General features: G+C 69.0%; 18 protein-coding genes. 7 read left to right on the forward strand and 11 right to left on the reverse strand.

Annotation, left to right across the window (positions count from 1 at the left end):
• Positions 1 to 48: 48 nt before the first annotated feature.
• Together ACFHWT_RS29120 and dapF are read right to left on the reverse strand one after the other, a co-directional pair.
• On the reverse strand, positions 49 to 1,920 hold the full coding sequence (locus tag ACFHWT_RS29120; protein WP_416597869.1) for a S8 family peptidase: 1,872 nt from the start codon (positions 1,918 to 1,920) through the stop codon (positions 49 to 51).
• A gap of 322 nt (positions 1,921 to 2,242) precedes the next feature.
• Entirely contained in the window at positions 2,243 to 3,238 is a 996-nt protein-coding gene (gene dapF, locus ACFHWT_RS29125) for a diaminopimelate epimerase (RefSeq protein WP_416597870.1), read from the reverse strand.
• 87 nt (positions 3,239 to 3,325) lie between these two features.
• Between dapF and ACFHWT_RS29130 the strand changes: the two genes are divergently transcribed.
• Positions 3,326 to 3,451: a hypothetical protein gene (locus ACFHWT_RS29130; RefSeq protein WP_416597871.1), complete on the forward strand. Its 126-nt coding sequence runs from the start codon at positions 3,326 to 3,328 to the stop codon at positions 3,449 to 3,451.
• Between the two features lie 36 nt (positions 3,452 to 3,487).
• On the opposite strand, the gene ACFHWT_RS29135 is transcribed toward ACFHWT_RS29130, so the two are convergent.
• From ACFHWT_RS29135 to ACFHWT_RS29150, 4 genes are all read right to left on the reverse strand, one after another.
• On the reverse strand, positions 3,488 to 4,174 hold the full coding sequence (locus ACFHWT_RS29135) for a TcmI family type II polyketide cyclase (RefSeq protein WP_416597872.1): 687 nt from the start codon (positions 4,172 to 4,174) through the stop codon (positions 3,488 to 3,490).
• Between the two features lie 61 nt (positions 4,175 to 4,235).
• On the reverse strand, positions 4,236 to 5,504 hold the full coding sequence (locus ACFHWT_RS29140) for a cytochrome P450 family protein (RefSeq protein WP_416597873.1): 1,269 nt from the start codon (positions 5,502 to 5,504) through the stop codon (positions 4,236 to 4,238).
• Positions 5,501 to 5,872 carry an antibiotic biosynthesis monooxygenase family protein gene (locus ACFHWT_RS29145; protein WP_416597874.1) on the reverse strand — a complete coding sequence of 124 codons (372 nt, stop codon included), beginning with the start codon at positions 5,870 to 5,872 and terminating at the stop codon, positions 5,501 to 5,503. Before ACFHWT_RS29145 ends, ACFHWT_RS29140 begins: the two co-directional genes overlap by 4 nt.
• On the reverse strand, positions 5,869 to 8,151 hold the full coding sequence (locus ACFHWT_RS29150; RefSeq protein ID WP_416597875.1) for an FAD-dependent monooxygenase: 2,283 nt from the start codon (positions 8,149 to 8,151) through the stop codon (positions 5,869 to 5,871). Before ACFHWT_RS29150 ends, ACFHWT_RS29145 begins: the two co-directional genes overlap by 4 nt.
• Before the next feature lie 468 nt (positions 8,152 to 8,619).
• On the opposite strand from ACFHWT_RS29150, the gene ACFHWT_RS29155 reads away from it, so the two are divergent.
• Entirely contained in the window at positions 8,620 to 9,567 is a 948-nt protein-coding gene (locus ACFHWT_RS29155; protein ID WP_416597876.1) for a hypothetical protein, read from the forward strand.
• Positions 9,568 to 9,858: 291 nt separating this feature from the next.
• Positions 9,859 to 10,635 (forward strand): septum formation family protein, encoded by a 777-nt coding sequence (locus ACFHWT_RS29160; RefSeq protein WP_416597877.1) that lies wholly within the window; start codon positions 9,859 to 9,861, stop codon positions 10,633 to 10,635.
• Here ACFHWT_RS29160 and ACFHWT_RS29165 read toward each other — a convergent pair.
• Genes ACFHWT_RS29165 through def form a run of 3 tightly spaced genes read right to left on the reverse strand, consistent with a single transcriptional unit; the run spans position 10,626 to position 13,608 of the window.
• Entirely contained in the window at positions 10,626 to 12,089 is a 1,464-nt protein-coding gene (locus ACFHWT_RS29165; protein ID WP_416597878.1) for an RsmB/NOP family class I SAM-dependent RNA methyltransferase, read from the reverse strand. The genes ACFHWT_RS29160 and ACFHWT_RS29165 overlap by 10 nt on opposite strands.
• Entirely contained in the window at positions 12,086 to 13,012 is a 927-nt protein-coding gene (gene fmt, locus ACFHWT_RS29170; RefSeq protein WP_416590007.1) for a methionyl-tRNA formyltransferase, read from the reverse strand. Before fmt ends, ACFHWT_RS29165 begins: the two co-directional genes overlap by 4 nt.
• Positions 13,013 to 13,017: 5 nt before the next feature.
• Positions 13,018 to 13,608, reverse strand: a complete 591-nt coding sequence (gene def, locus ACFHWT_RS29175) for a peptide deformylase (protein ID WP_278168682.1) — start codon at positions 13,606 to 13,608, stop codon at positions 13,018 to 13,020.
• Between the two features lie 226 nt (positions 13,609 to 13,834).
• Here def and ACFHWT_RS29180 point away from each other — a divergent pair, with 226 nt between their 5' ends.
• Both ACFHWT_RS29180 and ACFHWT_RS29185 read left to right on the forward strand, forming a co-directional pair.
• Positions 13,835 to 16,387 carry an alpha-L-arabinofuranosidase C-terminal domain-containing protein gene (locus ACFHWT_RS29180; RefSeq protein ID WP_416597879.1) on the forward strand — a complete coding sequence of 851 codons (2,553 nt, stop codon included), beginning with the start codon at positions 13,835 to 13,837 and terminating at the stop codon, positions 16,385 to 16,387.
• A gap of 14 nt (positions 16,388 to 16,401) precedes the next feature.
• Positions 16,402 to 17,916, forward strand: a complete 1,515-nt coding sequence (locus ACFHWT_RS29185; RefSeq protein ID WP_416597880.1) for a family 43 glycosylhydrolase — start codon at positions 16,402 to 16,404, stop codon at positions 17,914 to 17,916.
• A gap of 319 nt (positions 17,917 to 18,235) precedes the next feature.
• Here ACFHWT_RS29185 and ACFHWT_RS29190 read toward each other — a convergent pair whose 3' ends face one another.
• Both ACFHWT_RS29190 and ACFHWT_RS29195 read right to left on the reverse strand, forming a co-directional pair.
• Positions 18,236 to 18,718, reverse strand: a complete 483-nt coding sequence (locus ACFHWT_RS29190; RefSeq protein WP_416590012.1) for a hypothetical protein — start codon at positions 18,716 to 18,718, stop codon at positions 18,236 to 18,238.
• Positions 18,719 to 18,751: 33 nt separating this feature from the next.
• On the reverse strand, positions 18,752 to 20,425 hold the full coding sequence (locus ACFHWT_RS29195; RefSeq protein WP_416590014.1) for a helix-turn-helix domain-containing protein: 1,674 nt from the start codon (positions 20,423 to 20,425) through the stop codon (positions 18,752 to 18,754).
• Positions 20,426 to 21,779: 1,354 nt separating this feature from the next.
• Here ACFHWT_RS29195 and ACFHWT_RS29200 point away from each other — a divergent pair.
• Both ACFHWT_RS29200 and ACFHWT_RS29205 read left to right on the forward strand, forming a co-directional pair.
• A complete protein-coding gene (locus ACFHWT_RS29200) occupies positions 21,780 to 22,028 on the forward strand; it encodes a hypothetical protein (protein ID WP_416590016.1) in 249 nt (82 codons plus the stop codon).
• 551 nt (positions 22,029 to 22,579) lie between these two features.
• Positions 22,580 to 22,753 (forward strand): hypothetical protein, encoded by a 174-nt coding sequence (locus ACFHWT_RS29205; RefSeq protein ID WP_416590018.1) that lies wholly within the window; start codon positions 22,580 to 22,582, stop codon positions 22,751 to 22,753.
• Positions 22,754 to 22,836: the final 83 nt, after the last annotated feature.

The raw sequence follows: 22,836 nt of genomic DNA on the forward strand, positions 1-22,836 counted from the left end.
GGCCGGGCTCAGACGGTCCGGGTCCCGGACGGTCCGTCGCCGTTTCGGCTATAGGTTCAGCGTCCAGCTGTCCAGGTAGCCGGTGTCCAGGCTGGCCGAGTCCTGCACCCGCAGTTTCCAGGTGCCGTTGGCCACCGCACCGGACAGGTCCCGAGTGTAGGTCTGGAAGATGTTGTCGGTGCTGCCTCCGGACCGGCTGTGCAGCACGTTGCTGCTGCCGTCCGGGGCGATCAGCGACACGGTCAGGTCACCGATCCAGGTGTGGAAGATGTTCACCTCGATGGTGCTGGTCGAGCTGGCGTTGCCCAAGCAGCCGGTGATGGTGATCGAACTCTCCACCGTACTGTTGTCGTTGATCGCGACGTCGGTCGAGTTGGTCTGCGAGCAGCCGGGCGGGCCGTTGACGGTGAGGGTGAACGGCGCCGACTGCGCCGTCTCCGGCCCGGTGCCCACCACGGTGAGCGGGAAGACGCCGGTGGCGGCCCCGGTGGTGGTGGCGATGGTCAGCGTCGCCGACCCGCCGGAGGTGACCGACGACGGGCTGAAGGTGGCGGTCGCACCGCTCGGCAGCCCGGTGACACCGAGGGTGACGGTGTGCGGGGCCCCGATCACGGTGGTGGTGCTGACCGTCGCGGTCACCGAGTCGCCCGGGTCGACCGCACCGCTGGTCGGGGTGACCGCGAGGGTGAAGTCCTGGGTGGGCGGCTCGAAGTCGCCGATGTACAGCAGCTTGTTCGGTGATCCGCTGCCCGGGTTGCTGACCGCGTTGCTGGTGGCGTCGTCGACCAGCAGGTCACGGATCTGCTGGGGGGTGTAGCCGGGGTTGGCCGCCAATGCCAGCGCTGCCGCCCCGGCGACGTGCGGGGCGGCCATCGAGGTGCCGCTGATCGTGTTGGTGGCGCTGTTGCTGGTGTGCCAGGCCGAGGTGATGCTGCTCCCTGGGGCGAAAATGTCCAGGCAGGTGCCCCAGTTGGAGTAGCTGGCGCGGGCATCGGTGCTGGTGGTGGCGCCGACGGTGATGGCGTCGGGGGTGGCGGCCGGCGAGTAGTTGCAGGCGTTGGCGTTGCTGTTGCCGGCGGCTAGCGAGTAGACCACCCCGTCGGCGATCGACCGGGTGACCGCGTCGTTGACCCCTTGGTCGAAACCGCCACCGAGGCTCATGTTCGCCACTGCCGGTTCGCCGACGGCGTGGTCGGCGGTGACCCAGTCGATGCCGGCGATGACCCCCGCGTAGGTGCCGCCGCCGCTGTTGTTCAGCACCCGGACCCCCACCAGGGTGACATCCTTGGCCACCCCGTACGCGGTGCCGCCGACGGTGCCGGCGACGTGGGTGCCGTGTCCGTTGCCGTCGTCGGCGCTGCCGCCGTCGACCGCGTCGAAGCCGGTGACGGCCCGCCCGCCGAAGTCGTTGTGGGAGAACCGGATGCCGGTGTCGATGATGTACGCGGTGACACCGGATCCGGAGTTCGGGTAGGTGTAGCTGTCGTCGAGCGGCAGCGCGGTCTGGTCGATGCGGTCCAGGCCCCAGGACGGGGTGGGGGTCTGGGTCGCGGCGAGGGTGACGGTGCGGTTCTGCTGGACGTAGTCGACCGCGGGGTGGGCGGCGAGGCGCTTGGCGGCCTTCTCGGTCAGCCGGGCCTCGAAGCCGCGCAGCGCGGTCGAGTAGGTGCGGGCCACCGCGCCGTCGTGCTTCACGGCGAGGGTACGGGCGGTGCGCCCGACCGCGCCGCGGTCCACTTTGCCCTCGTCGAAGACGACGATGTACGAGCCGGCGACGGTGTTCTCACCGCCCGCGTAGAGGATCTGGCCTTCCGCTGGTTCGGCGTTGGCCGGTGCGGCGAGCGCCAGCGTGGTGGTCGCTACCGCGACGGTGGTAAGGCCGAGGCGCCAGTGGCGCCGGGGTGGCCGGGAGAGTGTCATCTCCCGCCTCCTTTCGATGCACGGCAGGCCGGTTTGTGACAGGCCGACCGGTGACCGGGGTACCTGACTGACACAGATGTTAGGCGCAAAACAGATTGATGTAGAGATATGTGATTCTGTCTCGCGTTCCCGTACGCTGACACCTTTTGCCGAAACCGCCGGCACTCCGGATCCGCCCGATATCACATTGACGTCTGTCGCCGAAAGTTGGCGTCGGCCGGACCACAACCAGGCACCACATGGTCGATGGCCGGGCAGAAAATCGGAAGAGCCCGGCGTCGGTCCGGATCCGGCCCGGAACCGGACCGCGTCGAGTCAGAAATCAGCCGACCGAGGGGTGTACGCCAGCGGCGTGCAGCACGGCGTGATTGTTCTCCCGCAACTGGGCGAACGCCTCGACTTCGTCGACGAACGTGTCCCGCCGCACCGAGGCCAAGGTGCCGGCGACGACCGCCGCCAGGTCGACGTCGGCCCGGTAGACGTACGACGCGTTGCCCTGCAGGGTGGCCTGCCAGGCCGCCGGGTCACCAGTCAGCCAGGCCGTCGCCACCCCACCCGGGTTTCGGACGGTGATCCGCTCGCCGGCCCCGGCCAAGCCGAGCCGCGACCAGACCGCCCGGGAGGCGACGACGCCGGAACCGCACGACGGGGTCAACCCGGCGCCCCGCTCGTACGTCTGCACGTAGATCTCGCCGTCGTCGAGCGGGAACACGAACGACAGGTTCGCCCCACGCGGCACCAGGTCCGTGGCGGCGGTGATCCGCTCCCCGGTGGCGACCAGCTCGGCCTCGTCGAACTTCTCCACCACCGCGACCAGGTGGTCGTTCGGTACGGCGAGCGCGGTCAGCCCGTACGTCGGGTGCAGCGTCGGCATCGGGGTGTCGAGGTGCGGCTGCGCCACGGCGACCACCGGCTCGGCGGGATCGAAGTCCACCTTCGGCATCTCGACCGCGGTCTGCCGGACCCCTTCCGGCGTCGACTCGGCCCGCAGCACCACGAAGTCGCTGTCCCCGGCCCGGACCACCGCCCGCTCGGCGTCGCGGGTGTCCAGCACCAGCCGCCCGACGCAGCGCATCCCGTTTCCGCACAGCTTCGCGAACGAGCCGTCCGGGTTGAAGAACGCCGCCTGCGGCACCACCGGGCCGAGATCGACGAAGTAGACGCCGTCACCGCCGCCGAGCGGCCCGGAGCGGTCGCAGAGCTGGCGGACCAGGTGCGGCACGTCCGCCTCGGCGGCGTAGTCACCCGGCCGGCCCTCGATGACCAGGATGTCGTTCTGCGAGCCGTGCGCCTTGAGGATCGGCAGGCCTGACCTCATCCGTACGCACTCCCCCCGCTGTCCCTCGCCGCCGCGACCGGCCGACGCCGGCGACCAGTGTACGGCTGCGCCACCGGCCGCCGCCGAGTGTCCGTACCGCCGGTCGCCGACCGGGCGGCCGGCTCCACCTACGGCGACGCCGGCGATGTCGGTCGGGGCGGCACCAGCCGACTGGTCACCGAGGCCCGCCGGCTGGTCGCCGCCTCCCGATAGCCGGCCGGTGCTGACCGGGAGGCGGCGCTGTCGAGGTCAGCCCTCGGCCCGCCAGCGGTAGTACTCCTTGGCGACCGCGTCCACCGGGCCACGCCAGGCATCCTGGTTGTACGGGCTGATGTACGGGCTCAGCTCCTCCATGATCTTGCCGAACTTCGGCTTGTCGTGGATCCGTGCGTCGTCGGCGGTGTGCGCGACCGAGCGTTCCAGCAGGTGCACGTAGACGTCGTCGATCGAGTAGAGCCAGCGTGCGGTCACGCTCATCTCGACCGGCAACGTGCCGGCATCGGATTCGGTGAAGATCCGGGCGACGTTGTCCTCCGCGCCGGGCTTGATCCGCCCGACGATCACGGTCAGATGCCGGCCGGCCGGGTCCGGGCCGGTCCCTTCCGCCGGACCGGTCCCTTCCGCAGTCCAGCGGTAGAACTCCTTGGCAACCGAGTGTGACGGGTTCTGCCAGTTGCGCGGGTACGGGGTGACGTAGGGGCCGATCGCCTCGGCGATCTCCTTGAACGCGGGCAGGCCCCGGGTCTGGCCGGAGACCGCCGGGTCCTCGTTGCGTTCGACGATGTGGATGTAGAGGTCGTGGTGGGACAGCAGGATGCGCCCGATGACGCCGAAGTCCTGCGGCCGGGTGGCCTTGTCGTAGTGGCCGAAAGTCTTGGCGATCTTGTCCTCGCTGCCCGGCACCATGCGGCAGACGATCACGTTGCGGAAGACCATGACAACTCCTCGGAGAACGGTGGGATCAGCCGGGTCGGGTCGCCCGGTGACCGGTGGTGGATCAGCCGGCGGCGGTGAACCGGACCGGCAGCTCGAGCAGCCCGCGAAACGGGGAGGCCGCCGGGAGTCGGCGCAGTTCGGCGGCGGGTACGGCCAGCCGCAGGTCCGGCAGCCGGCGCAGCAGCCCGCCGATGCCGGTCCGGGCCTCGATGCGGGCCAGCGAAACCCCCAGGCAGTAGTGCACCCCGTGGCCGAAGCCCAGGTGGGGCCCACGTTCGCTGGTCACGTCGAGACGGTCGGGGTCGGTGAAGTGGTCCGGGTCTCGGTTGGCCGAGTTGAGCACCACCCCGACCGCCGCCCCGCGCGGGATGCGGACACCGTCGTACTCGACGTCCTCGGTGGCCACCCGAGGGCTGGCGATCGGCAGCGGGCCGTCGAAGCGCAGCAGCTCCTCGACGGCCCCCGGCAGCAGTTCGGGCCGGGCCCGCAGCAGCTCGTACTGTCCGGGGTTGGTCAACAGGGCCAGCATGGCGTTGCCGATGAAGTCGGCGGTGGTCTGGTGACCGGCGAACAGCAGCAGGAACGCGGTGGAGACCAGCTCCCGTTCGGTGAGCGCCCCGCCGTGGTCGCAGGCGTCGATCAGAGCGGTGAGCATGTCGTCGGCCGGCGTCGCGCGTTTGGCCCGGACCAGCCCGGTCAGGTAGTCGTGCAGCTGTGCCTGCACCTGCTGCACCGCCGCCCGCTCCTGGTCGGGCGGCCGGCTGGCCGACCCGGAGGTCCGGATCACCTGGGTCCAGCCAAGCACCTGTTCGTGGTCGGGTTTCGGCACGCCGAGCAGCTCGCAGATCACCACCATCGGCAGTGGTACGGCGAACTCGTGCATCAGGTCCGCCTCGCCGCTCGGCGCGAACCTGTCGAGCAGGTCGTCGACGACCTGGCCGATCCGGGGCCGCAGGGCCTCGATCCGCCGGGGCGCGAACGCCTGCGACACCAGCCGCCGCAGCCGACTGTGCTCCGGCGGATCCGAGTTGAGCATGTTCTTGTTCAGGCCCTCCGAGTTGGGCCCGAAGAACCGCAGGTAGTGGCCTTCCGGGCCGTACAGGTCCTTGGACAGCCGAGGGTCGGTCAACGCCGCCCGCGCGTCGTCGTAGCGGGTGATCAGATAGGAGTCGAACCGGGGTGAGGCGACCAACCGGACCGGGCACTGCGCACGCATCCGGGCGTAGGTGGGGTACGGATCGGCGGCGTAACCGTCGGTGTAGAAATCCGCCGCCGGGACGGCCTGCTCGGCGGGCCCGACCGGCTCGGCCGGTCGTGGGTCGGCGGTCATCGCGGCTCCTCTCGTTCGCTCCGCACGCTGTGCAGCACCTGGTAGGTGTGCCGCTGCGCGGATTCACGCAACTCCCGGATCACCCGCAGCAGCCGGTCGCGCTGCGCGCTGCGGCCGAACGCGTCGAGGCGTTCCCGGTCCGCCCAGTCGGTGATGATCAGGTAGCTGCGGGGATCGTCGGCGTCGCGGACCAGGTCCTGGCGCAGGCAGCCGTCGAGCGTGCGGATCTGATCGGCGATGGTCTGCCACTCGGTCTCGAATCGCTGCTCGCACCCGGGGCGGGTCCGCATCGACAGCACGGCGCGGACCGGCCCCGCCCGGTCCGTCGGGCTTGTCTGGCCCGTCTGGTTCGGGGTAGCGGCGGTCACCGGACACCGCCGTTGAACACCAGGTGCAGGTGGTGGCGTAGTGTATCGACGTCGATCGGCTGGCTGCGGAAGCCGACGTACCCGTCCGGCCGGATCAGGTAAGCGGCGGCACCGGCGGTGCCGTACCCGGCCCGGAACCCGCCGGCGGCGTCGTGGAGCACCGGTGGATGGTCCGCTGGCAGGGCTGGCGTGTCCGGGCTGAGCAGCAGGTAGACCTCGACTTCGCCGTACGTGCGATCCGGCAGGTCGGCGCTGAGCTTGTCGATGGCGGCCAGAGTGGCCTCGTCCGCCGTCCGGTCGGCGTAGAGCAGCAGGGTGTGCCGGGTCCCCCGGGTCAGCTCGTGCAGCCGCAGCGGGTGTCCGACACCGCGTCGACGCAGGCCGGACACGTCGGGAGCGCGCTCGCCCGGGGCCGGGCCGGTCCGCAGCGCGTCCACTGTGGCCAACGACTCGCCGACCAGTGGACTGTCGGCGTAGCTGACCAGCATCGACATCTCCTGCAGGAACTGCCGTTCGAGATCCTCGCGTTCCAACTCGTCGGTGAAGGCCAGCCGCACCGCCCGCCCGACGACCTCTTCCCCCTGTGGCCGGCGCTCGATCTGGTAGCTGTCCAGCAGGCCGGGCGCGGCGACACCACGGACCGCCAATGCCAGCTTCCAGGCCAGGTTCCAGGCGTCCTGGATGCCGGTGTTCATGCCCTGACCGCCGGCCGGCGGATGCAGGTGTGCGGCGTCGCCGGCGACGAAGATCCGTCCGTCGCGGTAGCGGTCGACAATGCCGTGACTGATCCGGAAGATCGACGACCAACGTAGGTTGGACGCGGTCGTCCCGGCCGGGGCGAGCTGGTCCAGCACCACCTGCACGTCGGCGAGGGTCGGTTCGCCGAGTTCGGCGCTGAACCCGGGCGGGGCGTTCTCGCCGCGGGTGGCGGCGAAGTAGCGCGGTGGCGCCATGGTCGCGATCCGGTAGCGGGATTCACCCCGCAGCGGTACGCAGACGAGCATGTTGTCCAGCTGGCCGTCGGTTTCGTGGATGAACCGAAGCAGGTGGCCGGCGGGCATGTCCCAGTCGACATCGACGTCGCCGAGCATGAACAGTTGCGGGAATCGGCCCAGCCCGCCGGTGAAGGTGAGGCCGAGTAGTTGGCGTACCCGGCTGTGCGCGCCGTCGGCGCCGACGAGGAACTTGGCGCGGACCGTCTCGGTGCCGCCGTCGGCGTGGGCGAGGTTGGCGGTGACCCCGTCGTCGTCGCTGGTGAAGTCGACCAGTTCGGTGCCGCGCCGGGGCCGTACGCCGAGCGTGGCGAGCCGGTCGGTGAGGATCCGTTCGGTCTCGTACTGCGGCAGCCCGAGGTGCGCGTACGGCAGCCCTGGCAGTTCCCAGCTGCCCCGGTGTACCTGGTGCCCGTTGACGAAGACCGCCTGACCGACCAGCCAGCTGCCGGCGTTCATGGCCTCTCGGTCGACGCCCTGGTCCGCCCAGATCTCCATGGTGCGGCAGTGCACCCCGATCGCCTTGTCGGCCTGGTCCGGCGGGCTGGTCAGTTTGTCGATCACCTGGCAGTCGACGCCCCGCCGGGCCAGTTCGATCGCCGTGGTCAGCCCGGTCGGTCCGGCGCCGACCACCAACACGTCCGTGGTGGTGTGCCGGGCGGTGGGTCGGGTCGCGACCGGCTGGACGGGCCGCTGGTCCGGGTCGAATGCGCGGAACACGCGTGGCCGGATGCCGACCAGGAACTCGGCGATCGGTCCCGCTTCGGCCCGCTCGTGGTCGGGGTCGTCGATCCAGCGGCGGAACAGCTCCGCACCGCGCCACTGCGCGAAGATGTGGTGCACCGATGATCCGGGTTCGCGTAGCAGTTCCTCCCCCAGGTAGCCGGGTACCGCGGCCATCCGGGCGACGACCTCGGCGTGGCCGCGCTGGAAGTCGGCGACCCGGTCGGCCGGTACGTCGACCGTCACGTCCACGTACATCAGCGAGTCCGGGTCCGGCCGACCGCCCATCACCCGGTAGCTGTCAGGGGTCACCGGCTCGCAGGCGGCTTCGACCACACCGGCGAGGTACGCGGCGACCGGCCCGTTCTCGTAGTGACGCCGGGCCGCCTCGTCGGTCCACTCGGCGACCATCACGTAGGTCGACGGATCGTCTGCGGCGGCGAGCAACTGCCACAAACGGTTGCCGGCGCTACCGCCGACCCGGTCGGCAGCGGCTCGCCACGCGGCTTCGACCGTCTTCGCGGATCCGCGACGGGCGCGGATCCGCAGCATCGTCCTGATCATGTGGGCTCCCTGACGGCTCACGCGACACTGGTTGGCGGGCCGGGTGACGACCGGGTGTCGCGGAGGTCGTGCGGCCGGTCCGTGCTGCGGTCGACGATCTCTGACGAGCCGTCACGCGGTCGTTACCGGTGGCGGGCGAGCCGGGTCCGGCCGGTGACGCCACGGCGACGCCCCTCCGGTCAACCGACTGAATGCGTTTCACCCTCATTTTGCGTTCCGATTTCACCGACTTTCGGAAAATCGCCCCTCCAGCGGAGACAAAACACCACAGAAATCAGCCCTCCGTAGCCGACTTCACGCTGTCTTCCGTGCTACAAACTCATCTGGCACCAGGCAGTTCAGTGAAATGCGAAAGGGGCAACCTCGTTGAGGATCATTCGATTTTCCACAGGCGGCAGAGGCGGGGCCCACCGCGCCGTCGAACCGCGCTCGGTCGGCAACCGGAAACGGAGGATCGTCCTCGGTTCGGTGGTCGCTGCGGCCCTGCTGGGCGGTGCCACGATCGCACCGCAGGCGTACGCGACGACGACCTTCGACGGGCCGGGTATCCGCACCGACGTGGTGGACGCGATCACCGGCGAGCCGGTGGCCGACATCTGTGTATTCGCCGTTCCGGTATTCACGTTCAGCTTTTCCGACGTCTGTCCGACCCGCAGCGACTCGCAGGGCCGGGTGAATGTCCCGGTTCCCGGGCCGGGTTCCTACAATCTGTTCGCACTGCCCGACTCGGGTAGCCGGTACGGTGCCCAGTGGATCAGCCAGGACGGTGGCACCGGCACCCAGAAGAATGCCCGGTGGTTCACCTTCTCCACCGACGAGGTGCGGCCCGGACCGACGATCCGCCTGGACCCGCGCTCGATGATCACCGGCACCGTGCAGGGCGCCGACGACGAGACCCTGACGAACGGTACGGTCGGCCTCGTCGCGCCGGTCGCCGACGGTTCGCGGGATCCGCGCTACTCACCGGTCGACGACAAGGGCTCGTTCGTCATCGACTGGCTGGGACCGTACGAGTGGCCGCTGCTGTTCAAGGCGGACGGCTACCCGTACCAGTGGAGCGGGCACGTCGGCAACCGGCTGCGCGCCGACCTGGTAGCGGCGGACGTCAACGCCCCGCCGTACGCGTACCAGTTGGAGGCCGGGACCTCGATCAGCATCGAAATCGCTGACCCGCCGCAGGGCCCGGGTCGGTTGGATCTGCTCAACGTCAGCACGAAGGACCCGGTGGGGATCGTCGAGCTGGCCGACGGGGCGACCGGCGCGTCGCTCATGGTACTGCCGCGACAGCAGGTGAAGATCCACTGTGTCTGCAGCGGTGAGCACCGCTGGCACGGTGGCACCGACTTCAGCAGTGCCACCGGCGAACCGATTCGTACCAACGGTCCGCAGAGCATCACCTTCGTCCAACCCGCCTGATCCGCCACCAGTTGTCCGGCTGCGGCCCGATGCTCCATCGCGGAGCATCGGGTCGCTGTCCGTCGAATCAGCAGGTCACGGTTACCGTGGAGAGTCATTTGACTACGTGAAGTACACTTAGCTGTCTACGATCTTCCAACCACGGGGAGGGCGTACGACATGCGGCGGTGGGTAAGGCTGGTTCTGACGGTCGCGGTTCTGACGACAGCGGCGGGATGCGCGCCCGCTGTCCGGTCCGACATCGGCGATGGCGACCTGACCAACGACTGGGCGGGGATCGCCACACCGAAAGTGTTCGTACCACGGGCCGGCGAGTGTCATCCGGTCGCCGCCGGCACCGTCGGCCAGGGCACCGAGTACACACCCGTCGACTGCGGACAGTCTCACGAAGTGGAGACGGTCTTCGTCGGGATCTTCACCGGGGTGTACGGCGTACCAGACCACTCCCCCGCCCCCGGCTCGTCCAGCCGGCGGGCCGCCCGCACCGACTGCGACCAGCGGGTCCACGAGTTCCTCGGCGACGACTGGCAGGCCGGCCGGCTCCGGCTCGAAGTCATCGTCCCGTCCACGACGGCCTGGAACGGCGGCGCTCGCTGGTACCGGTGCGACATCGGCGAGGTGGTCAGCATGCAGGACCGCACCTTCGTCGCCCGCACCGGCAGCCTCGCCGGCGCCCTCGACCAGCCGAGCCCGCTGCGCTGGGGCTGCTTCAACCCGAGCGCCAACGCCGCCGGCGACGTCGGAATCCTCGCACCGGTGGCCTGCACCGAACCACACCAGAGCGAATTCGCCGGCCTGTACCTCGAAGCCGACCTGCCCTACGAGGAGTTCGCCGCCAACGCCGACCAGGTACACGAACGGTGCCGCCGGGTCGTCGCCGACTATGCCGGCCTACCCGTCGACGACGACCTGCGACACCGCTTCGGCACCATCTACGACTACCCGTTCAAGGACGAGTGGGACGACGGCAACCTCGCCGTACGCTGTCTGCTCTGGCGCGACGAACCACCGCTGACCCGATCGGTACGCGACGGCGGCACCGCCGCCCTGCCGGTCCGTCAGGGCTGACCGACCCGACGCAGCAACGCCACGAACATCGCGTCGGTGCCGTGTCGGTGCGGCCACAGCTGCACCGACGGCCCGGCGCCGAGCCCCGGCATACCCGCCGGCAGCAACGGCCGGGCGTCAACGAAATCCACCGGTACGCCGGACCGACGGGCCGCCTCGGTCACCGACACGTGCGTCTCCACCCGGTGTGGTGAGCACGTCACGTAGGCAACCACGCCACCCGGCCGGACCGCCCGCAGCCCGGCGGCGAGCAGCTCCCGCTGCAACCGGGTCAACGGCGGCAGGTCCGACGGCTGGCGCCGCCAACGCGACTCGGGTCGGCGGCGCAGCGAACCAAGTCCGGTGCACGGCGCGTCCACCAGCACCCGGTCGAACGACGACTCGGGCAGCTCCGTCCCGGCACCCACCTGACGCCCATCGGCGACGTGCACCGCCACCGGCAGCCCGCGTACCGCCTGCTCCACCAGCCGGGCCCGGTGCTCGGCGACCTCCACCGCGGTCACCTCGGCTCCGCGACCGGCGGCCAGCGCGCCGAGCAGCGCCGCCTTGCCACCCGGACCGGCGCACAGGTCCAGCCACCGCCGGTCCGAACCGGACACCTCGGCGGCGGCCAACGCCGCCGCCACCAGCTGCGAGCCTTCGTCCTGCACGTGCGCCCGGCCCTGACGGACCGCCGGCACCTCACCCGGCGCCCCGCCGGGCAGATAGACGGCGTACGGCGAGAACGCGCCCGGCGCCCCGCCGGTGGAATCCGCCAGCTCGACCGCGTCAACCCGGCCCGGTCGGGCGCACAGGTGCACCGGTGGCGGCTCGTTGTCCTCGATCAGCAGCCGGGTCGTCTCGGCCATGCCGTCACCCGGGTCCTCGCCGAGCGCCTCCGCGAACGCCCGGACGATCCACGGCGGATGGTGGTAGGTCACCGCCAGGTGACCTACCGGGTCGGCCTGCTCGTCCGGTGCCAGCTCCGCGAGCCAGTCGTCCAGGTCCCGGCTGGCGATCTCCCGCAGTACGGCGTTGGCGAACCCGACCGCCCCCGGCGCCACGTCGTGCACCAGATCCACCGTGGCCGACACCGCGGCGTGCGCCGGAACCCGGGTACGCAGCAGCTGGTACGCGCCCAGCCGCAGCGCGTCACGGGCCGGTGGGTCGATCCGGTCCACCTCCCGCCCGGCCGCCCGGGCGATGATCAGATCGAGCGTGCCGACCAGCCGCAGCGTGCCGTAGACCAACTCGGTGGCGAAAGCGGCGTCACGCCCCCGCAGCTCCCGGTCCCGCAGGATCGTCGGCAACACCAGATTGGCGTAGGCGTCATCGCGGTACACCGCCGCGACGGCATCGTACGCCGCGTCCCGCGCCGGGTCGGCCCGCCGGCGGCGGCCACGCTGCCCACGCTCGCCCCGGCCGTTCGCGGCTGGGGGGCTCACTCGCTGCGCTCGCTCACTCCTCGCGCTCACCCGAAGAACTCGCCGGTGGTGATGCGGGCACCGCGCGCCCAGTCCGCCGCCGACATGGCCTTCTTGCCGGCGGCCCGGACCTCGCCGAGCGCGACCGGCACGGTGGCCGTGCCGACCAGCAGGCGGTCACGTTCGGCCAGCGCCTCCCCCGGCTTCAGCTCCGGGCCGTCCGGCACCGGCCGGACCGGCCCAAGTTTGACCCGCTCGTCGCGGAACGTGGTCCAGGCGCCCGGCGCAGGGGTGCCGGCCCGCACCCGCCGGTCCACCGCGAACGCCGGATCGGTCCACCGCACCCGGACGTCGTCGACGGTCAGCTTCGGGGCCAGTGACACCCCGTCACCCGGCTGCGGCACCGCCCGGGCGGTGCCGGCGGCGATCCCGTCGAGCACCGCGACCAGCAGCTGCGAGCCGCTGGACGCCAGCCGCTGCAGCAGGTCGCCGGCGGTGTCCGTGTGGCCGACCTGGTCGGTCACCGTGCCGAACACCGGGCCGGTGTCCAGACCCTCCTCCAGCTGGAACACGCTCGCGCCGGTCACCTCGTCGCCGTGCAGCACCGCATGCTGCACCGGAGCCGCCCCGCGCCAGGCCGGCAGCAGGGAGAAGTGCAGGTTGATCCAGCCGTGGGTGGGGATGGCCAGCGCGGTCGGCGGGACCAGGGCACCGTAGGCGACGACTGGTACACAGTCCGGGGCCAGCTCGGTCAGCCTGCTGAGGAACTCCGGCTCCCGTGGGCGCTGCGGGGTCAGCACCTCGATCCCCCGCTCGTCGGCCCAGGCGCCGGCCGCGGAGCGGACCAGCCGGCGGCCGCGCCCGGCAGGAGCGTCCGGCCGGGTGACCACCGCGACGAGGTCGTGGCCGCTGGCGGCGATCGCGTCCAACGCGGGGACGGCGACCGCCGGAGTACCGGCGAAGACGAGTCGCATCGCCGTCACCCGCCCAGACCGAACGGGCTGGTCGCCGCACCCGGCCGGAACAGGCCACCGGGCGAGCGGTGCGGGCTGACCTTCACCGTCGGCGGCGCGGCGGCGTCGTACCAGTCGGCTTCGCGGATGGCCTTCATCGCCTCCTTGCGGGTGGCGGCGTCGAGCCGGTCCAGGAACAGCACCCCGTCGAGGTGGTCCGTCTCGTGCTGGACGCAGCGGGCCAGCAGACCGCTGCCGACGATCTGCATCGGGTCACCGTACTCGTTGAAGCCCTTCGCGACGACGTTCTGTCGACGTTTGGTGTCGAAGTAGAGCCCCGGGATGGACAGGCAGCCCTCCGGGCCGTCCTGTTCCTCCTCGTCGGGGAAGTCCAGCACCGGGTTGACCAGGTGGCCCAGCAGGTCGTCGACGTGGAACGTGAATACCCGCAGCCCGACTCCGAGCTGCGGCGCGGCGAGGCCGGCACCGTTCTGATCGGTCATGCTGTCGGTCAGATCGGCGACGAGCCCGCGCAGCTCGGCGTCGAAGTCGACCACGGGCTCGGCCGCAGTGCGCAGCACCGGGTCGCCGAAGAGTCGGATGGGCTGGACGGTCACGCGGTCAGGCTCCTTGTCGTGGGCAAACGGTGCCTCCAGTCTACGGGCGTACGCCGGACGCCGTGACGGACGCGGTGGTCCTCGGGCGACCGTGACCGTGAAGCCGGGAAGACGGTATTGACGACGTGGTGATCCGGCCGTAATACTCCATCCCTGTTAACGTTCACATCGATGATGTCGGTTGGGCCGGAGTCAGGGCCGTGGCCGGGCGATCAGGAGGCAGCCCATGTTCCGACGATCCGCACGACCCGGGCTGGCCGGCAGCGCACTGCTGGTCGGATCGCTCGTCGCCGCCGGGGTCGCGGCCGCCGGGCCGAGCCTGGCCGACCCGCCGCGACCGGAGCCGGAGTACGTGATCACCGTCGACCCCGCCAGCGCCGGCGTGCCGATCAGCGACACCATGTACGGCGTCTTCTTCGAGGACATCAACTACGCCGCCGACGGCGGCCTCTACGCCGAACTGGTCCGCAACCGGTCCTTCGAGTTCCTGCCGGTGGACAACCAGTCCTTCACCGGGCTGACCGCCTGGACCCCGGGCGCCGAGGCCGGCGGGTCCGGCACCGCGACCCCGGTCGACGACGACAGCCGGCTCAACGACCGTAACCGCACCTACCTGCGGCTCGACCTGGACAACAGCGACGGCGGACGCTACGGGGTGACCAACTCCGGCTACAACAGCGGGATCGCGATCGAGGCCGGTAAACGCTACGACTTCTCGGTCTGGGCCCGTACCGACGCCGCCGGCAACCAGCTGACCGTCCGGTTGGTCGACGTCGACGGCCGCCGGCTCGCCGAACCGCAACGGTTGCGCGTCCAGGGCGACGACTGGACCAGGTACACCGCCACGTTCACCGCCCACCGGAGCTCCGACGTCGGCCGGCTGGTGGTGCTCGCCGGCGGGACCGGCACCGTACGACTGGACATGGTGTCGCTGTTCCCCCAGGAGACCTTCCGGGGCCGGGCCAACGGCCTGCGCAAGGACCTGGCCCAGAAGATCGAGGCGTTGCGGCCGGGCTTCGTCCGCTTCCCCGGCGGCTGTCTGGTCAACACCGGCAGCATGTACGGCTACGACGCCGGGTCCGGCTGGGAACGCGCCCGCTCCTACCAGTGGAAGGACACCGTCGGCCCGGTGGAGACCCGGGCCACCAACGCCAACTTCTGGGGCTACAACCAGTCCTACGGGCTGGGCTACTTCGAGTACTTCCAGTTCGCCGAGGACATCGGCGCGATGCCGCTGCCGGTGGTACCGGCCCTGGTCACCGGCTGCGGTCAGAACCACGCCACCGATGACGAGGAACTGCTGGCCCGGCACATCTCCGACACCCTGGACCTGATCGAGTTCGCCAACGGCCCGGACACCTCCACCTGGGGCGGGCTGCGCGCCGAGATGGGCCATCCCGAACCGTTCGGCCTCACCCACATCGGTGTCGGCAACGAGGAGAACCTGCCCGACGAGTTCTTCGCCAACTTCCGGCGCTTCCGGGCCGCGATCGAGGCACAGCACCCGGAGATCACGGTGGTCAGCAACTCCGGACCGGACGACCAGGGCGCCACCTTCGACCGGCTGTGGCAGCTCAACCGGGCTGACGGGGTGGAGCTGGTCGACGAGCACTACTACAACAGCCCGGCCTGGTTCCTGCAGAACAACGACCGCTACGACAGCTACGACCGCGCCGGACCGAAGGTGTTCCTCGGCGAGTACGCCTCTCAGGACAACAAGCTGTTCAACTCGCTCGCCGAGGCGGCCTACATGACCGGGCTGGAGCGCAACGCCGACATCGTCGAGATGGCCTCGTACGCCCCGCTGCTGGCCAACATCGACCACGTCCAGTGGCGGCCGGACCTGATCTGGTTCGACAACGACGAGTCCTGGGGCACCACCAGTTACCAGGTACAGAAGCTGTTCATGACCAACGTCGGTGACCGGACGGTGCCCAGCGAGGCCACCGGGCCGGCCCTCGGCACCCAGCCGATCACCGGACGGATCGGCCTGTCCACCTGGGCCACCTCGGCGACGTACGACGATGTGACGGTCACCGCCCCGGACGGCACCATGCTGTTCAGCGACGACTTCTCCGCCGGGGCGGGCCAGTGGACGCCGGTCGCCAACCGGGGCAGCTGGGCGGTGGTCGACGGCGCGTACACGCAGAGCGACACCGCCGCGCTGGACACCATGGTCGCCGCCGCCGAGATCACCGCCACCGACTACGACCTGTCGCTGACGGCCACGAAGAACGCCGGCGCGGAGGGCTTCCTGATCGGGTTCGGGGTCAAGGACGCCGGCAACTTCTACTGGTGGAACCTCGGCGGTTGGAACAACACCCAGGGGGCGGTGGAGAAGGCCACCAACGGGGCCAAGCAGACGCTGATCGCCAGACCGAACCAGATCACCACCGGCACCACGTACGACATCACCGTCAAGGTGCGTGGCGATCACGTCACCCTGCTGCTGGACGGCGAGGTGTGGGGCGAGTTCGTCGACGACCAGGTCACCCGCCCGTTCGCCCAGGTCGTCACCCGCGACGACGCCACCGGCGACCTGCTGGTCAAGGTGGTCAACGCGCAGGAAAAGGCGGCCGTGACCCGGATCGACCTTGGCGACCTGCCGGTCCGTTCGCATGCCCGGATGACCGTGATCAGCGGCGACCCCGGCCAGCAGAACACCCGGTCGGCCGAGCCGATCCAGCCGGTCACCACCCAGCTCACCGGCGTGGCGTCCAGTTTCACGCACACCTTCGAGCCGTACTCCGTGACCTTCATCCGCATCCGCACCAAATGACTGAGGTGGCCCCCATGACGTACGAGGTGAACCGGCGCGCCCTGCTGCACGGCGGCCTGGGCTTCGCCGCTGCCGGCCTGACCGGTCTGGCCGGTGGGCTGACCGCCGGCGCCGGACGGCCGGACCCGGCCGCCGCCGCACCGACCGCCGGCAACACCCCCGGCCCGGTCGGCGCGCCCACCGACGCGCAGGTCTACCGCGTACCGACGATCGACCCGATCGTCGAACAGCGGGCCGACCCGTTCGTCACCTACCCGGTCGCCGGCATGTACTACTTCACCGGCTCGGTGCCCGAGTACGACCGGATCGTCATCCGCGGCGCGTCCACCATCGCCGGGCTGGCCACGGCGACCGAGACGGTGATCTGGCGGCGGCCGGCCAGCGGCCGGATGGGCGGCCACATCTGGGCGCCGGAGCTGCACCGCATCGACGGCAAGTGGTACGTCTACTTCGCCGCCGGCGACTCCGACAACGTGTTCCGGATCCGGATGTACGTGCTCGAGTCCCCACTGGACGACCCCCGGGACCCGGCCGGCTGGCAACTGCGCGGTCAGATCGTCACCGAGTGGGACAGCTTCGCCCTGGATGCCACGACGTTCCACCATCACGGCCGGCGGTACCTGGTCTGGGCCCAGGGCGAGCCGGAGATCGCGGTCAACTCCAGCCTGTACATCGCCGAGCTGGCCGACCCGTGGACCCTGAAGACCAAGCCGGTGCGCATCGCCACCCCGACCCGCCCATGGGAGGTGCAGGGCTACGCGGTCAACGAGGGCGCGGCGGTGATCGTCCGCAACGGACGGGTGTTCATGACCTTCTCGGCCAGCGCCACCGACTCCCGTTACTGTATGGGCCTGCTCACCGCCGACGCCAGCGCCGACCTGCTCGACCACCGCTCCTGGACGAAGACCCCCGAGCCGGTCTTCGTCACCAACGAACAGACCAGCCGGTACGGCCCCGGACACAACTCGTTCACCGTCGCCGAGGACGGCAAGACCACCGTGCTGGTCTACCACGCCCGTGACTACCGGGACATCACCGGCGACCCGCTGTACGACCCGAACCGGCACGCCCGGGTGCAGAAGCTCTACTGGGACGCCGACGGCAACCCGCTGTTCGGCGTACCGGTCGGTGAGGGCGGCCCGATCGTGCGGCTCTCCCCCGCCGACACCACCCGCAGCGCCTTCGTCCGCCACGTCGGCGCGACCGTGCTGGTCGACACCCACTCCCAGCGGCTGGCCGACACCCAGTTCCGCATCGGTGCCGGCCTGGCCGGGGCGGACACCGTGTCGATCCAGTCGGTCGACCTGCCCGGACATTACCTGCGGGCGGTCGACGGCACGGTACGCCTCGACCCGGTCGCCGACGACGCCGAGTTCGCCGCCCAGGCGAGCTTCCACCGGATCGACCGGGTGAACGGACGCGTCTCGCTACGCCTCGCCGGGGTCCCGTCGGCCTTCGTACGCCACGAGGACGGGCAACTGACCATCGGTCCCGCCGCCGGCGCACAGTCGGCCTTCCGGCTCAGCTGAGCCACCGGGTCCGGCGGGGACCGCTGTGCCGACCCTCGCCAGTATTGCGGTCACTCGTCCGTCACCACCACCGACGCGCCGCTATCCTCGACACGGATCGACAACGGCCTGTCGAGCAGGACGACCGCAGTGCTCGGGGAGATGGTGTGGGCGTACCGGCGTCGGCAGGGCATCTCGCAGCAGGAACTGGCGGGCGGCGTATCCGACGCCGGCGCCCTCTATTAGAGATCTTCGAGATAGACGATGGCCCCAAATGCTAAATTGGCGCGTTGGGAGTGCTGCGGATGTCGGTATAAGACGATTCGTCGACGATTGCAGGTCAGCATCGTTCCGCACCCTCAGGCCAGATGATGTCGACGGGAAGCCCTCTGGAGGTGGCATCGTGAACCACCGCCGCCGTTCCGCCATTGTCTACGACTGAGGCGCCGTCCCAAATCGCGATGAGGCGATCTGACGAGCCGATCAAAGCGTCGTTTGCCGCCTGGTAGGCGTGCCGACTGGAGGTCTCGTATGGCATGACCCGCACGCTTGACGCACGACGAATGAGGGCGTCAAAGCAGTCCGCATGATCTGGCTTAACCTTCCTTTCGCGATAATCGGCGGCGGGGAGGATCACCTCCAACTTACCACCAAGATCGAGGAGCACTTCAGCAAAGATACTGTCCGCACCCCGAGCTATACAACTCAAGCCGACGAGTTCTGCTGACACATGAGGGACAAGGGCTTCACGCAGGGCCTCCCGTACCAGCTCGACAGTTCTTGGAGACAGGTTCATGTGGCCGGTCACACCGATCTTTGGCAAAGTGATACCATCCTCGCGGTCTCATGTCGACGGTCACAACGTCGTGTGGCTAGCCAAGGTGCTTCTGATTCTGTCGCGCAGTTGATCGACCGCCGGCACCGAGATAAATTCCTCGGTGCGCCCATACAATTCTGTCAGCTTGACTCTGACTCGGTCAGAATGCGTCGTTTCAACGATGTCTGTAGCAGCGTTACTCAGCCTTACGGCCTCATCGACCTCGCCTTGGATCAGTCGGGTTTCAGCTAGACCGAGATGATCGAGTGCTGCGCTACGAAGACTGTGCGGCCTGCGCAACTGGACCGCTTGTCCGATATAGATCGCTGCCTCATCGGCGATCTCTCGTCTTTGGTGAGCAACCTCCAAGAGTCGACCCCCGGTTACCCCGGCAAGTTCAGCCTCGTCAAAGTAAGATATCCAGTATGGGTCTTCGTCTCTATTCGCATCGCGGAGGTAGTCCTCAGCGCGGCTGGTTGCGCGGCGAAACGCGGCAATCCTTCCTTGTTCGGCGTACGCCCATGCCTCGCGCGTGTGTAGCATTGCGAGAACCCTCGGCGTCGCATGCCCGTCGACACCATCCTGCGCGAGGCGGATCAGTTCGAGACCTTCGGTAACGCGCCCTAGATAGAATTGTTGGCGAGCCATCCCTGCCAGGATGTTGGCACCGAATGCCCGGTCACCGGCCTCTTTAGCCGCCCGAAGGGCAATGACGTAATACCTCTGGGCCATAGCGCCTTGTCCGGAGTCCCATGACATTGTAGCGGCAGTTTCGGCCAGCTGCGCCATGGCACCAAACAGCCGTCGGGTCAAGTGCGCCGAGTGCGAGAAGTCGCGCAACTCTTCCGCGACTTCGCTGAGCTGACCGACGACCGCCTTCCTTCGGAGCCCTCCGCCGAACCGGTCGTCCCAGTTCCGGAAGAGTTGGGCAGCATGCTCGACCTGTTCAACTTCCTGACTGCCGATACCTTGTGGTCGCCGCAGGGTCACTTGTGGCTCTGCATTGGACAGCCAGCGCTCCAGTCGTTCGAGGATGACGCCGCCGAAGACCACACCGGCAATGGTGCGGGTGACCTCTCGCCGGTCCAAGGAAAGATCCTCTCGGGTGAAACGGGTGACTAGCTCGATCGTCTCTGACGGTACCCATGCTGACGATCCATCAACCTCCTCGGCAGTGCGCCCGCCCGGCGTGTCCACTGCGATGGACGACGCGGCTCCGGTGAGGCCCAGCGCGTCCGTGGCGGCGCTGTCCCGCTGAACGGGGAAGGTTGCTGAGTCCGGCATGGCGAACCACAGCCGGTCAGCGGGTATGCGTAACACCCGAGCCCACTGAATGAGTCGGTCGAGATGCATCAGCGGCTGGCCGTTCTCGATCCGGCTCAGTTGGGTCTGGGTGATCCCAGCCCAGGCGGCTACCTGATCTTGTGGGAAGTCCTGGCGGCCGTGGTGGGGGTGGGTGCGCCACGCTCGGATCACCCGGCCCATGTGTCGGCTAGCCAGCGCCTCTCGCAGTACCACCTCGTCCCAGAAGTCGGCCGGCACCTCGGGTGCGGCGAGGAGCCGGTCGCGGTTGGCGGCAGTACAGCCGGAACAGCGCGTCCCGGAGTTGTCTCGGGCAAGACGCGTGCCGCAGCGGCAGTAGCGCGCCTTGTGTGTCGCGGTCATCGTGATGTCCTTGTGGGCAAGCGGAAACAACACTACGAGGTACGTCACCAGGGTCCACTACGAGGGCCGGGTAGAGATATGCATCGGGCGCATATCGATACCCGCTTCCCGCCATACCCCTTGGTCGTCACGTTCGGGATTGTGTTCCTAACCATAGGCGACCAACGACCCGCTGGTGAACCGCCTACAGTGCCGGACGGCGCTGGAGCGTAGTTCGGTGGTGGGCCAATCCTGCGAGGGAACACGGTGACCAGGGCAACCAGAGACGAACAAGCGTTTGGCAGCTCCCCGGTGGTACGTGACGACGTCTCCGTGCTGTCGGGTGATGCGGCGGGCGTGCTGGCATCGGGTCGGGGGCACTTGCATCCCGATGCCAGCACGCCCGCCTTCGTCCCCCCTGCCGCGTCCGTCAGGGTCGGTGCTGGCGAGCTGGGCACTCCCCGAAACGGGGAGAGTGTTCGTCGGCCGAACGAGTTGTTGCGGCGGGCGCGGTTGCGCCTGATCTCACCATCGGGCTCTGGACGGCCGATGTCGCGGCAGGAGTTGGCCGACGCGGTGAACAAGGTGCTGCATCCCATGGGTCCTCGCGCGGGGACGGTGAGCGCGCGGTGGGTCGGTGGATTGGAGCAGGGTCGGGCGCGGTGGCCTCGGGCGCATGCACGGCAGGCGTTGCGTCAGGTGTTAGGCGCGGCGACAGATGCGCAGTTGGGCCTGTTCGTCAACCGCCGTATGGATGTCTGCGTTGATGGGCCGGACGTAGACCCGTGGCGGGCCGCGAGTCTTCCAGAGTGGCCGTTGCCCGTCGGGTCGGGTGACGGGGTTCGGGTGGTGGTGCCAGCAGGGGCCACGATCACCGTCCGGGCTTCTGCTGGTCCCCACCGGGTCTGTGAGGTAGCGATCGAGGCGGCTGGGGCGGTCACGTCGTTGGTACACGGCCAGGAGCCGGGCAGCCTCGACCGGCTGCCGCTTGGCAGGCCGCTGGCGCTGGTTGTGGGGCACAGGTGACTGCCCGCCCCGGCCATTCGCGCGCAAGGGCAACCTGACGTGGCCTGAGACAGGGGCACGGAAACACGCTCGCCGTGACGCCGGAATCGAGAGCAGACAATCTTGAGCCCATTTGTTTATGAATCGCAGGTAGCTATGCAGGACGCGCCAGCTACAGCGGTAACGGCCGGGCAGAAAGAGTCGGTTAACGCACTGATCGACTCGGCAGCATCAAGCGATGCCCGCCGACACGTCGCCGCCCGGGGACGCCGCGCCTGCACTTGCTTACGCGGGCGCAGCAGGCCCTTTCGGTATCGATCGACTAAAGGTATAGAGGAAAGGAATGCGCACCCCATCCCTAGAGAAATCATGACAGGGGTGGCCGGCCGGAATTTGTCAGCGACAAGAAGGGGAAAGGATGTCGACGTATAACGGCGGCGGCCAGATCGATCGCGCACAGAAAGAGTTGGAGCGGCATGCGATATCCAGCGCGGACGGTTTCTGCCTCGCCTGCAATGTGCCAGGCCCGTGCGCCGACCACGAACGGGCAGCCGCTGTCTTCGCGTTCGCGTTGCGGTTGCCCCGTCGGATTCCGGGAGCGACGCGGCCAGAGTTGATCGGTGCACGGCTGGTGAGTGCGCCGGGCCTGCTCGCGCGGGCAGGCTGAGATTTTCCACCGTGGATTCTGATTCAGCGGGCCCGATCTGAGTGAGGGTCGGTCACGTGGCGCACGTCGGGCGCCCCGTGAGCATACATTTTGGAGAGCACCGGCCTTCGCATTCCGGCGTGATTCACATCGATGATCCTACCGCGTACTGTGAGTCGACTACTTGGAGGGCTATCAGATTGGCAGGATCGCGAGACGGAGCACAGGACGATTTTTGTTCGCCCTCTGGGATTCGACAGACAACGAAGGCGTTAACCGCATCCGACCGCACGCCCGCCCACTCGAAGGCGGGGCACATCGCGCTTATGCGGGCCGAGATGCCTTGCGGAACAAAAAGTCTATGCAGACCGACCGCGAAGGCGACTGAATATATAGATACATCCGAATCAACTAGCCTTGGGGAAAAGGTGGCGAAAGAACTGCATAAGCCCTGGTGTGACCCGCGCGAGTGTACGGCAGGATTCACAGATTTCCATCCAGACTCCTCGCCCCCTGCACACGCTAGCCGGTGGTTCGAGTGCAATCCGTCGAGTGAGCGGCAGGCAGTCGAGGTGGAAATGCAATTGGTGGAGTATGTCGACGATCCCAATCCGAGGACGTTCATTCGCATCGCCCGCAGCGACTTCGAGGACCGGCAGGTATTCCACCTCACTGTCGACCAGAGCCGCGCTGTCTACCAGACGTTGACCGAGATCCTCGGCCGCGCGACGACGGAGCGGAGGTGATGCTGCCAGCGTCGGTCCCGTAAGTGAGTGTTTGCGATAGGTGTGTCGGACGGCGTGTCCGTTGGTGGGGATGGGGTTGGGTC

Origin of the sequence: Micromonospora sp. LOL_021 (assembly GCF_048060215.1) — a bacterium.
Taxonomy (GTDB): domain Bacteria; phylum Actinomycetota; class Actinomycetes; order Mycobacteriales; family Micromonosporaceae; genus Micromonospora_E.

Coding starts and splice junctions, on each gene's coding strand:
- ACFHWT_RS29140 (WP_416597873.1), bottom strand. CDS start 5,504: ATGACCGCCGACCCACGACCGGCCGAGCCGGTCGGGCCCGCCGAGCAG.
- ACFHWT_RS29135 (WP_416597872.1), bottom strand. CDS start 4,174: ATGGTCTTCCGCAACGTGATCGTCTGCCGCATGGTGCCGGGCAGCGAG.
- ACFHWT_RS29185 (WP_416597880.1), top strand. CDS start 16,402: ATGACGTACGAGGTGAACCGGCGCGCCCTGCTGCACGGCGGCCTGGGC.
- ACFHWT_RS29150 (WP_416597875.1), bottom strand. CDS start 8,151: ATGATCAGGACGATGCTGCGGATCCGCGCCCGTCGCGGATCCGCGAAG.
- fmt (WP_416590007.1), bottom strand. CDS start 13,012: ATGCGACTCGTCTTCGCCGGTACTCCGGCGGTCGCCGTCCCCGCGTTG.
- ACFHWT_RS29200 (WP_416590016.1), top strand. CDS start 21,780: ATGTCGACGTATAACGGCGGCGGCCAGATCGATCGCGCACAGAAAGAG.
- dapF (WP_416597870.1), bottom strand. CDS start 3,238: ATGAGGTCAGGCCTGCCGATCCTCAAGGCGCACGGCTCGCAGAACGAC.
- ACFHWT_RS29120 (WP_416597869.1), bottom strand. CDS start 1,920: ATGACACTCTCCCGGCCACCCCGGCGCCACTGGCGCCTCGGCCTTACC.
- ACFHWT_RS29180 (WP_416597879.1), top strand. CDS start 13,835: ATGTTCCGACGATCCGCACGACCCGGGCTGGCCGGCAGCGCACTGCTG.